Origin of the sequence: Planktothrix tepida PCC 9214 (assembly GCF_900009145.1) — a bacterium.
Classification (GTDB): Bacteria; Cyanobacteriota; Cyanobacteriia; order Cyanobacteriales; family Microcoleaceae; genus Planktothrix; species Planktothrix tepida.
In genome coordinates, this window is sequence record NZ_LN889759.1 from 17,153 (window position 1) to 26,902 (window position 9,750).

At 35.0% G+C, this 9,750-nt stretch carries 14 protein-coding genes; 4 read left to right on the forward strand and 10 right to left on the reverse strand.

What is annotated here, in order from left to right; genetic code table 11:
• Positions 1–6: 6 nt before the first annotated feature.
• From PL9214_RS00285 to PL9214_RS00295, 3 genes are all read right to left on the reverse strand, one after another.
• Positions 7–324 (reverse strand): helix-turn-helix domain-containing protein, encoded by a 318-nt coding sequence (locus PL9214_RS00285; protein ID WP_245824125.1) that lies wholly within the window; start codon positions 322–324, stop codon positions 7–9.
• Positions 321–1,388, reverse strand: a complete 1,068-nt coding sequence (locus tag PL9214_RS00290; protein WP_072716855.1) for a hypothetical protein — start codon at positions 1,386–1,388, stop codon at positions 321–323. Before PL9214_RS00290 ends, PL9214_RS00285 begins: the two co-directional genes overlap by 4 nt.
• A 235-nt stretch (positions 1,389–1,623) precedes the next feature.
• On the reverse strand, positions 1,624–1,869 hold the full coding sequence (locus PL9214_RS00295; protein WP_072716856.1) for a hypothetical protein: 246 nt from the start codon (positions 1,867–1,869) through the stop codon (positions 1,624–1,626).
• 163 nt (positions 1,870–2,032) lie between these two features.
• Between PL9214_RS00295 and PL9214_RS00300 the strand changes: the two genes are divergently transcribed.
• Positions 2,033–3,427 carry a helix-turn-helix domain-containing protein gene (locus PL9214_RS00300; RefSeq protein WP_072716857.1) on the forward strand — a complete coding sequence of 465 codons (1,395 nt, stop codon included), beginning with the start codon at positions 2,033–2,035 and terminating at the stop codon, positions 3,425–3,427.
• Positions 3,428–3,436: 9 nt separating this feature from the next.
• Here PL9214_RS00300 and PL9214_RS00305 read toward each other — a convergent pair whose 3' ends face one another.
• The 6 genes from PL9214_RS00305 to PL9214_RS00330 form a co-directional block, all read right to left on the reverse strand.
• On the reverse strand, positions 3,437–3,676 hold the full coding sequence (locus tag PL9214_RS00305) for a type II toxin-antitoxin system HicA family toxin (RefSeq protein WP_072716858.1): 240 nt from the start codon (positions 3,674–3,676) through the stop codon (positions 3,437–3,439).
• The gene (locus PL9214_RS00310) at positions 3,669–3,932 is read right to left on the reverse strand and encodes a type II toxin-antitoxin system HicB family antitoxin (RefSeq protein WP_072716859.1); all 264 of its coding nucleotides are present in this window, start codon (positions 3,930–3,932) and stop codon (positions 3,669–3,671) included. The genes PL9214_RS00305 and PL9214_RS00310 overlap by 8 nt, the downstream gene beginning before the upstream one ends.
• Positions 3,933–4,062: 130 nt before the next feature.
• Positions 4,063–4,323 carry a BrnA antitoxin family protein gene (locus PL9214_RS00315; protein ID WP_083579835.1) on the reverse strand — a complete coding sequence of 87 codons (261 nt, stop codon included), beginning with the start codon at positions 4,321–4,323 and terminating at the stop codon, positions 4,063–4,065.
• Positions 4,298–4,585 (reverse strand): BrnT family toxin, encoded by a 288-nt coding sequence (locus PL9214_RS00320; RefSeq protein ID WP_072716861.1) that lies wholly within the window; start codon positions 4,583–4,585, stop codon positions 4,298–4,300. The genes PL9214_RS00315 and PL9214_RS00320 overlap by 26 nt, the downstream gene beginning before the upstream one ends.
• Before the next feature lie 153 nt (positions 4,586–4,738).
• Positions 4,739–5,146 (reverse strand): barstar family protein, encoded by a 408-nt coding sequence (locus PL9214_RS00325; RefSeq protein WP_072716862.1) that lies wholly within the window; start codon positions 5,144–5,146, stop codon positions 4,739–4,741.
• Positions 5,143–5,547 carry a guanyl-specific ribonuclease gene (locus PL9214_RS00330; protein WP_072716863.1) on the reverse strand — a complete coding sequence of 135 codons (405 nt, stop codon included), beginning with the start codon at positions 5,545–5,547 and terminating at the stop codon, positions 5,143–5,145. Before PL9214_RS00330 ends, PL9214_RS00325 begins: the two co-directional genes overlap by 4 nt.
• Positions 5,548–5,604: 57 nt before the next feature.
• Here PL9214_RS00330 and PL9214_RS31920 point away from each other — a divergent pair, with 57 nt between their 5' ends.
• Entirely contained in the window at positions 5,605–6,624 is a 1,020-nt protein-coding gene (locus tag PL9214_RS31920) for a GUN4 domain-containing protein (RefSeq protein ID WP_072716864.1), read from the forward strand.
• A gap of 5 nt (positions 6,625–6,629) precedes the next feature.
• On the opposite strand, the gene PL9214_RS00340 is transcribed toward PL9214_RS31920, so the two are convergent.
• On the reverse strand, positions 6,630–7,124 hold the full coding sequence (locus PL9214_RS00340; protein ID WP_072716865.1) for a tetratricopeptide repeat protein: 495 nt from the start codon (positions 7,122–7,124) through the stop codon (positions 6,630–6,632).
• A 228-nt stretch (positions 7,125–7,352) separates the two neighbouring features.
• Here PL9214_RS00340 and PL9214_RS00345 point away from each other — a divergent pair, with 228 nt between their 5' ends.
• Entirely contained in the window at positions 7,353–8,162 is an 810-nt protein-coding gene (locus PL9214_RS00345; RefSeq protein WP_072716866.1) for a DUF8692 domain-containing protein, read from the forward strand.
• 239 nt (positions 8,163–8,401) lie between these two features.
• Positions 8,402–9,637 (forward strand): ABC transporter substrate-binding protein, encoded by a 1,236-nt coding sequence (locus PL9214_RS00350; protein ID WP_072716867.1) that lies wholly within the window; start codon positions 8,402–8,404, stop codon positions 9,635–9,637.
• Positions 9,638–9,750: the final 113 nt, after the last annotated feature.

Sequence of the window (9,750 nt, forward strand, 5' to 3'; positions counted from 1 at the left end):
GAACTTTTAGGCTGCTTTTATATTGACTTCAACACGAATATCCATACCTGCTTTAGCTATCATTATTACTAATTTATCAATACTAAATCTTTCGATATCGCCATTCATCAAATCACTAATGCGAGGTTGGGTTTCACCAAAAAATACAGCAGCTTGCTTTTGAGTCCATCCTTTTGTCTGAATAAAATGTTTAATTGTTAACATGAGATCAGCGCGAATTTTGAGATTGAGAGCTTCTTCAGGTGCGAAGCCTAAATCTTCAAATACATTAGTGCGACCTTGAATAATTTCGGGAACTTGATTCTGGCTCATTTGTCCATTCATACTTTAGGAAAGCTAATAGGTTCATCAGGATGATATAATGAAACTATAAAATATATTTCTTGAATATCAATCGATTTATTGTATTTTTTTAATTCGTCTATTTGCTCTTTATAAAAAACGCTATAATCGAAAAATACCAAAGCACTACCTATTAAAAATAAATAAATAGGATTTCTTAAAATTATACCTGTCAGGGAATAATATAAAATGCACCTTATAGCAAAGTAAAAATTCTCTGTAAGACATTTTTTAGAATAGTATTTAGATATAAAAAAGTTGATTTCGTCAAATGATACCAATGGTTCTTCGGGAGAAAAATCATAACAAAATTTATGATAATAATCTAAAAAGTAAGGTTCCACTTTCAAATAACCATCTATATAAATAGAATAATATTTTCTATTTTTCCAACTTGTGTTTTCATTAAATCTTTTTCTAGTTAAATAAGTAGATTTAACAAAACTATTTTTTCTTTCTGTAAGTCCTCCACAAAATTTACATCGAACATAAGGATAATCCATCAAAGTAGAAACACTTTGGCCACCGCATTTAGGACATTGGGCAGTATCTTGGATACGCAAAGGATAGCGATGACTTCTAACAGGAGTTAATTTCCAAACATCATAATTTCGTGGTAAATTAATCATATCTTCTAGCTCGGATTTTGACCTAATCATATCTTCAAGCTTTGGGTTTAAACAGATACGAGCATGGACATTACGACTATTACTCCTCGTATCTTCACTACAAAATTTAGCAGTCTTGGTAAAATTATGTTTACAAGTTTGGCAAGTAAATTTAACAGAATTAAATATGACATCTAGATCACTTATAATTTCTGGAGCCTTGTGTTTACAACTCTTACAGAGAGCGATAGGTACCTTCCTTGTAGTGTCAGAAGGATAGTCAAGGATTTGCCAATACTGCGCTTCAAACTCTGGGATTGCTGTTTGACATTTTTTACAATTAACATATCTAAATTTTGTTTCACCACAGTGAAAACAACTTCTTAAACTACTGTCAAATAATTTTCCGCATCGAGCACATTGAATTAACTGAGACATAAGTAAATCACAAGGTTGTTTTATTTTTGGAAATAATCGCTAAAAATTCGGCTGTAAATTTTAAATTTTGATAATAGGACTTAATAAATGCAAAAAGAGGCTCTGCTTCCGATTAAAAAACAGCAGGCGGAGTGTGGAATCTAGTATTGTTAGGTTCTACCTAGAAATCAGGGATTATTGAGAGTGCCTTTTTCTAAAAATCTGAATATTTGCATCAGAAAAAGGCAGTCGCTGATTAATTAAAACCTGCTGGGATTACCTTAATCCCCTGTTGAGCAGCTAGATAAATTCTATGTCTCCCATTACAAATTTCGTAAGGTCGTGTTCCTCTGTATAGTACAATAGGCTCTTTTTTGTCATGAAGCAAACTGGATAGCGAATTAGGAGAATTTTCTAATGCGCGTATTTTAAGCTCATTAAGTTCGCTTCTCTTAGGAATCCTAATATCCGACATTTTTACAGGTACAGTTTCTATATCCATATTTTCATTTTTACTTTACTCAATTTTAATTTAAGAATAGGTTAGACTCAAATCAATGTCAGTCTGAAAAGTAGGAATTTTGACAAAGTTGCAAAAGTACGCAAAGTACGAATAGTATTAAAAGTAGGGTAAAATGTGATCACCTTTAACATCTTCTTGGGTTATGGATATTGAAGAAGTCCTAGAACTGGCAGATCATCTCATTTTTACCAAGACAGGAAAACACTTAGATCATCTCCAACAAGCGATTCTGCGAGGTACTATACAAAACTGTACATACTCGGAAATTGCTGAAGATCATTATGCCAGTGAAAGTCATGTTAAATGGGTCGGTTCAGAATTATGGAAAATGATCTCTGAAGAGTTAGGAGAAACGGTTAAAAAATCTAATTTTAGAGCTATATTTGAGAAAGGGAAAATTTATAAGAATAAAATTTCATCAGCTATTGTTGGTGAGACAGTTACAGTTCATCATATTAATATTTGTTCTGAATCAGAAAGAGCTAAAGCTCAACAACAAAAGCAATCCCATCTAAATGATCCTGAAATAACTCCTAATCAACCCTATATCGATTTAAACGACGCACCAAAAATAACAAAATTTTACGATCGCACTCAAGAACTTTCTACCCTAGAAAAATGGATTATAGAAGATGGAGTTCAGTTAATAACCCTTTTAGGTTTAAGTGGAATTGGCAAAACAACCCTTTCCCTTCATTTGATAGATGAAATTAAAACTAACTTTGATTATATAATTTATCGCAGCCTTGGTTTTGCTCCTACCCTAGATGAAACCTTAACGAACTTGTTAGAAATATTCGGCAATCCAGATAAAATAGAAATTCCTTTAAAGCTAGAAACAAAACTTTCTCAACTGTTTAATTATCTGCGTCAATATCGCTGTCTTCTCATCCTAGATGATATCCAAATGCTGTTTTTTGAGGGACAATTGGCAGGTCACTATCAATCTGGTTATGAGAATTATCAACTATTTTATAAAAAAATTGCCGAGGTTTGTCATCAGAGTTGCGTGATCTTAAACAGTTGGGAAAAACCTAGAGAAATTGAAAAAATTGAATTTGAAAATCTTCCTGTTCGTACTTTGATATTAGGAAGTTTAGGTCTAGCTGCTCAAAATATTTTTAGAGATAAAAATTTATCTAATCCTGAAACATGGGATATCTTAATTAATACTTATCAAGGCAACCCTTTATGGTTAGGAATGATAGCAACTCTGATTCAAGAATTATTTAATAGTAGAGTAACTGAGTTTTTGTACTATGATGAGCCGATTTTATGCGACTCCCTGCAAGAGCAACTTAAGCTACATTTTCAACGTTTATCTCCCCAGGAAAAAACTGTAATTACTGTTCTTTCTCATTCTTCAGAAATCATGAATTTACAGTCTCTTGCAACTCAGACTAAACTATCAAATTCAGAGTTATTAAATACTATTCAATCTCTAATCAGGCGTTTTTTAGTGGTCAGAGAAGAACAAGATAACGTGACATTTTTTATTGTGAATCCTCTGTTAAAAGAATATGTTAAAAAGATTTAAAGTTGGGTTTTATTTTAACAGTTGATCGATTTCTTCATCAGTAAAGCCAAATTGCCGAAAAATCCTTAATACATAAGCAGGTGACATTTCTTTCGCACCCATATCAATAGGAACAATATGTTTACTTTCTGGAGTTAAACGAATATATAAGCAATGATCTCCTTTCCCTTCTCGATCAAACCTACATCCACCTTTTTCTAAAATTTTAATCAATTCTCTCGGCTTTAATGAAGGGATGTTTTTAGGCATAAACCTTCCTTAATTCATAACTATTTGATTTATTATCCTCATCAATAGTTAAAAATTCATGAAGTTCTAAAATCGAAATAGGAGATTGATCAACTTTTTCCTCGGTTTCACATACTAATAAAAAAGATTCAATCGCTTCTTGAAGTTTACTAATGGATTGTTCAGGATTGTCCCCTTGAGCAACAATTCCATTTTCTAAACATAATGCAACCCAATATCCTGAACTTTTCCTAAGAACAACGCTATAAAACTCCATTATTATTACCTCATCTTTACTTGGATTAAGGATCATTCTTGATAACTTGCTGTTGAGAATAATCTAAATTAGTTTGATATTTAACTCTATTAATTCTCCTAATTAAACCAAGGTATTGATTAGTAATGACTTATTCTTTAGTCGTGTTTACCTCATGTTCAAAATAAGAACGTAGTACGGAATTCATCATCGATTGATAGCCTTTTCCTTGGCTTTTAAACCAATCTAAAACATCACTATCAACTCTTAAAGAAATAGCTTTTTTGGTAATCGGTTTAACGAGTTTAGCTTTTTCCCAAAAACTGGCATCTAATTCAGGTATATCTGATGTGTCAATCGCATTTTCTGGGAGATTTTCTAACTCTTTAAGTCGTTTTTGCGAGATAGTCATAATAGGTTTTTCTTTCTTGACGAGTAGCTTTTCTTGCAGATATGATTCGGATGACTCCACTTCTTTCAGTATGCACTACGGTCACGATAACAACACCCTGTATTGCACCGATACTAATTTCTCGAATCTCTCCGCCGTAATCAAAACGTTCATCAATGGCGGTAAAAACAAGTCCGTCAAATATTTCTTGAGCTTCTTCAAAGCTAATACCATGTTTTTTGAGATTTTGAGCATTTTTGTTTACATCCCATTCAAACTGCATGATTGAGTATATACAAAATGTATCTACTAATTATAAACGATAACATAAATCAATCATTATGTCTTCCCTATTTCCCTTGGGAATGTAAACAGCAGGCGGAGCCTGCAAAATAGCATTGCTATGTGTAACCTAGCAACGAGGGGATAAGGAGGATTAAGGACTGGTTAATAATACATAAAATCGCTTATTTCTTTTTAACCAATAGGTGATTGCTTCTGAAAAAATATCATTTAAGATTTGCCAATCATCAGGATAATTCTCAGCGAAATTTTGCCATTGATCATAAACAATCAAATAAGATGACGCTTCAAACCAACTGAGATCAGTTAGACAATCTTCCCAAGCATCCCAATTATAGCCAAAATATTCAGGTAAATTCATCACCGTGCTGGCTGTTTTTAGAAAATCAGCTTTATTGTTAATTGTGCTGCCGTCAAAATAAAATAACTCACAGCTATACTCTTGACAAAGTTGAGATAATTCTTCTGGAGAAATATCTAAGGGAAACTGATAAATATTCGGTTGACTTTCACCTTGTATGAGGTTTAATATTTGATTCATTGTCTTAAAACCCTAAAAAAACTTTGATAATGGTTGCTGGTGTAATAAATTTCCCCCTGACTACCGACGACAAAGCGCCTAGCTCCCCGACTTCTTTCCCCTGGAGTGGGTATAGTATATTCCCGATAATAACCATTGGGTTTATTGGGTAATAATTTTTCTCGGTTAAAGAAAGTTGAGCCATCTTTTTCGGGGTAAGGGAAAGGGCCTCCTTGCTCAATTAATTTTAAAGTATTCCGGGCTTCTGCTGGCAGTTGACTTAAATTAACGGTTGGAATTTGAGCAATAATAGTGATTTGCGTTGCAGAAACCGGAGAAAAATGAAAATGATGGGTAATACTAACGCTAAAACAGACTAAGCATGTCAGGAAAAAGATCAATCCTTTTCTCAAAAAAGACATAATTCTTGACTCAATACCTCCTGAATCTTATTATTGATAATATCATGATTCCAGCTTATGTTAAAAAAATCTTCAACTTGGCGATATTTGTGGATTGTAGTGATGTTTTCCTGGGGTCTTCAGGCTTGTCTGTTCTCGTCTCCATCCCCTAAACCCGATCCGGTTTTTGAACTCACATCAAATGCCAATATACACTATCAACAACTCAAACAATTCTTAAGGGAAAACCGCTTGAAAGAAGCGGATCAAGAAACCTTTAAAATTTTACTCAAACTGAGTAACCGACAAGCTGAAGGTTGGTTAAGTCAAGCTGATGTCGAAGGTTTAGCTTGTGAGGATTTACAAACAATAAATCGATTGTGGAATTATTATAGTGATGGTCGGTTTGGGTTTAGTCAACAGGAAAAAATTTGGACATCTTTAGGAGGAATAATTGGTAACTATACCCCGGGAATGGCTGAGAAATTTGGCGATCGCGTGGGTTGGCGTCGGGGAGGTCAGTGGCTAAAATACGATCAACTGAATTTTTCCCATAGAGCTCCCGATGGACATTTACCCGCTACCACCGGAAATGGTGTCAGTGGGGGGGTTTGGAATGGGGTCGCCTCCATCACCCATCGAGTTAAATACTGTGGTGTTATTGATGCGTTAGCGATGGGTGAATGGATAAAAGCGGACTGGAAAACCTTAGAATTGTTTGAAGTTTATCGAATTCCGATTGAAAATTCTCCTGATGTTCCGGCGCCTTTGGTAATTTCTGAAATTCCCTGTTCGGAACTCCAGGGAATTGATCAGCTATGGGTAAAATATTCCAAGGGGCGCTTTGGTTTAAGTGTTCAAGGTAAAATTTTAAAATCCATCGGTCATTCTTCAGAAAAGCTTGAAGACCGTTATGAACAATTTGAAAAAGCAGTGGGTTGGCGTATTGATCCTCGTGATATGACCTACGAGAAAAGTGATCCTAAAACGGTTCCGTTGGGGCATTTTCCCTATCGATTAGGCTATAGTTATGATACCTTTGGTTCAGGTTTTCACCGGACTTGGCGACTGTCAATTAACCCTAATTGTGGGTTTTAAGTGTATTATCGTCTTCTCCGACTGCGACTCCGACTCGAACTCGTAGAAGTAGAATAAGTATTTTTCTTCCGTCTTAACTTGTGATCATGATCATCGTCATCTTCTTCTACAATAATGACCGGGCGAGAAGCTTCTAATTCTTGAATAATTGATAGGGTTAATTGTTGCGTCTTAGCATCTCCACTATTTCCCAATAATTCCGATGCTTTCTGAAAATCAGCGATCGCTTTTTCTGTTTCATTTAATTCTCGATAAATATAGCCTCGATCTAAATAAGCATTTGTATTATTGGGATTCAATTTAATTACCTGAGTATAATCCCAGAGGGCTAGACTATAATCTTTATTTCCTAAATATTGCTCTCCTCTCAATAAATAAGCTTCGGAACTTTCAGGATTAATTTTCAGGGCTTGATTAAAATTCGCGATCGCCGATTGATGACTGTTTAATCGGGCATAAACAGCCCCTCGATAAAACAAGAAAACTAAAATCTTGTACATCAAATTAACATATTAGCGTTAAAGTCCCAATATCTATCTACAGAGGGATTTATATTTTCTGTTGGAAAAATTAACCTCAGAATAGTTAAAATCAGTTAAACAGAAGATTAAGATCAGGTTGATCTTCCAAAGCCAGAGAACAACCAGCGAACACGCATCTCTACTTTTCGATAACCCTTTCTAACACTTTCCGCCGCCGCTGCTATTGTCATGACAGGAGATTTTACTGTGTCTAATTTTAGAAAAATTATCCCCACCCAAACGACATTAATGTTACTCAAATCCTATGTATTCTTTTTTAATAAATTTTTGAGTGTCAGAGGACGACAAAGTGTTCCTGCTCATGGGTTGACCAGGGATATTTCTCCCAAAAAACGGAATCAAGCTTTTTTAAATTTGCTGAAGTTCTATGTTCCTTTCCTGAGCATTTTAATTGGGGCTGGGTTGCAAAATCGTATTCCTGTTCCCCTATTAACAAGAGATATTTTTGCGATTGCTAACCTATCTCCTTTTACGGGATTTATATCGAATTTAAGTGTTTTTACCTGGGGTAGTAGTGGGGTGATTTGTATTTTTTCATTTTTTATTCTGTCACCGATTAACAACAAAGATAAAAAGTTGAAAAATTTTATTGGGTTATCCGGTTTAATTTCATTTTGGTTCATGTTGGATGATTTCTTTATGCTCCATGAGATGCTACTTCCTTACTTTTTGAAAGTCCCTGAAAAGTTTATTGTTGGTGCTGAGTTTGCTTTGCTTTCTTTACTTCTAATTTACTATAAAAATATCATCTTAAACTCTACTCAATTTCAAATTTTAGGAACGGCTTTACTTCTTTTTGGATTGTCTGTTTTTATAGATATTTTACCTATTTCTTTTGATTATACTGGATCTAAAAATAACCAGTTATTTTTATTAGAAGATGGGAGTAAATTGATGGGAATTGTAACCTGGTTTTTTTATTTTTCTAGTATTTCTTATCAACAAATATTCAAAGAGCGAAAGCTTCTTGATTCTGACTTTAATTTACCTTCCTAGTCAGGATTAAGCCACAGAATAAGAGGTTTCAAAAGCTGCCAAAAATCAAATCATGAGTTTAATCAGCCATTCAAATTGATTTAACTATCAAACTGTCATATTTCTAGGTTGTGATCGCTTTTTTGAAATTAGCTTGTCTCCGATCCCAGACAGTTGTATAATTAGCAGCCATCCCCCTTGCACTCACGAGTTCAATTCTGGGTGCAAGATCGCTTATTCCTTGTTTGGTTTGCACCCTAATGATCAAAAGACGCCAATTTATTCCTCTATTTTTATCAGGAATTACCTTTTCTTTAGTAGTAGCCTGTAATTCCTCTCAACCATCTGGAACTAACACAACTTCGAGTCAAAATTCAACTACAACGGCCAGTCAAAATGCGAATGGAATCCCCATCGGAGTTGTTCTTGCTCAAACCAGTAACGCCGCATTATTAGGACAAGAACAAGTTATCGGCGCGAAAATGGCTGAAAAATATTTTAATCAACAAGGAGGGGTGAATGGAACTCCGATAAAATTAGCCCTTCAAGATGGCGGCGGCGATGAACAAAGTGCTATTAATGCCTTTAATACTTTAATTACTCAAGAAAAAGTTGTCGGAATTTTAGGCCCTTCTTTATCTCAACAAGCCTTTGCGGCTGACCCCATTGCAGAACGGGCAAAAGTTCCGGTTTTAGGCCCTTCTAATACCGCTAAAGGAATTCCTCAAATTGGAGATTATATTGCCAGGGTTTCTGCACCCGTTGCGGTGGTTGCTCCTAACGCGGTGCAAGCAGCATTAAAACTCAACCCTAACTTAAAAAAAGTTGCGGTTTTCTTCGCCCAAAATGATGCGTTTAGTAAATCAGAAACGGAAACGTTTCAACAAACGGTTAAAGATTTAAACCTAGATTTAGTAACGGTTCAAAAGTTCCAAACCACAGACACCGATTTTCAAAACCAAGCCACTGCTGCCATTAACTTAAATCCTGATTTAATTATTATTTCAGGACTCGCTGCCGATGGGGGAAATTTAATCAAACAGTTGCGACAACTCGGTTATCAAGGATTAATTATTGGCGGAAATGGTTTAAATACCTCTAATATTTTACCCGTCTGTCAAAAAGAATGTGATGGGGTGATTATTGCTCAAGCTTATAGTCCTGAAATTGATAATCCGATTAATAAAACTTTCCGAGAAACCTATGTAGCTGAAAACAAAAAAGAACCGCCTCAATTTACCGCCCAAGCGTTTGCTGGAATTCAAGTGTTTGTAGATGCGTTAAAAGCGGTTGACCAGAAAAATAAAATTAGTAGTTTATCCTTAGAACAGCTAAGAGAACAATTAAATCAAGCAATTTTATCAGGGAAATATCAAACGGTTTTAGGGAATATTTCCTTTACTCCTGAAGGGGAAGTGGTACAAGAAAAATTTTATGTTGCTCAAATTAAAATGGATGAAACGGGAAAAAATGGCAAATTCACCTATTTAAAATAACGCTGATATCCTCGTTCCCCTGGTTCTACCAGGGAACATCATTAAGGAGGCTCTGCCTCCTATAATAAACCAGCAGGCGGAGCCTGCAATATGGCATTGCTAGGTAGAACCTA

Excerpts from the sequence above, each read along its gene's own strand:
- PL9214_RS00285 (WP_245824125.1), bottom strand. The coding sequence starts at position 324 with ATGAATGGACAAATGAGCCAGAATCAAGTTCCCGAAATTATTCAAGGT.
- PL9214_RS00290 (WP_072716855.1), bottom strand. The coding sequence starts at position 1,388 with ATGTCTCAGTTAATTCAATGTGCTCGATGCGGAAAATTATTTGACAGT.
- PL9214_RS00295 (WP_072716856.1), bottom strand. The coding sequence starts at position 1,869 with ATGGATATAGAAACTGTACCTGTAAAAATGTCGGATATTAGGATTCCT.
- PL9214_RS00300 (WP_072716857.1), top strand. The coding sequence starts at position 2,033 with ATGGATATTGAAGAAGTCCTAGAACTGGCAGATCATCTCATTTTTACC.
- PL9214_RS00305 (WP_072716858.1), bottom strand. The coding sequence starts at position 3,676 with ATGCCTAAAAACATCCCTTCATTAAAGCCGAGAGAATTGATTAAAATT.
- PL9214_RS00310 (WP_072716859.1), bottom strand. The coding sequence starts at position 3,932 with ATGGAGTTTTATAGCGTTGTTCTTAGGAAAAGTTCAGGATATTGGGTT.
- PL9214_RS00315 (WP_083579835.1), bottom strand. The coding sequence starts at position 4,323 with ATGACTATCTCGCAAAAACGACTTAAAGAGTTAGAAAATCTCCCAGAA.
- PL9214_RS00320 (WP_072716861.1), bottom strand. The coding sequence starts at position 4,585 with ATGCAGTTTGAATGGGATGTAAACAAAAATGCTCAAAATCTCAAAAAA.
- PL9214_RS00325 (WP_072716862.1), bottom strand. The coding sequence starts at position 5,146 with ATGAATCAAATATTAAACCTCATACAAGGTGAAAGTCAACCGAATATT.
- PL9214_RS00330 (WP_072716863.1), bottom strand. The coding sequence starts at position 5,547 with ATGTCTTTTTTGAGAAAAGGATTGATCTTTTTCCTGACATGCTTAGTC.
- PL9214_RS31920 (WP_072716864.1), top strand. The coding sequence starts at position 5,605 with ATGTTAAAAAAATCTTCAACTTGGCGATATTTGTGGATTGTAGTGATG.
- PL9214_RS00340 (WP_072716865.1), bottom strand. The coding sequence starts at position 7,124 with ATGTACAAGATTTTAGTTTTCTTGTTTTATCGAGGGGCTGTTTATGCC.
- PL9214_RS00350 (WP_072716867.1), top strand. The coding sequence starts at position 8,402 with ATGATCAAAAGACGCCAATTTATTCCTCTATTTTTATCAGGAATTACC.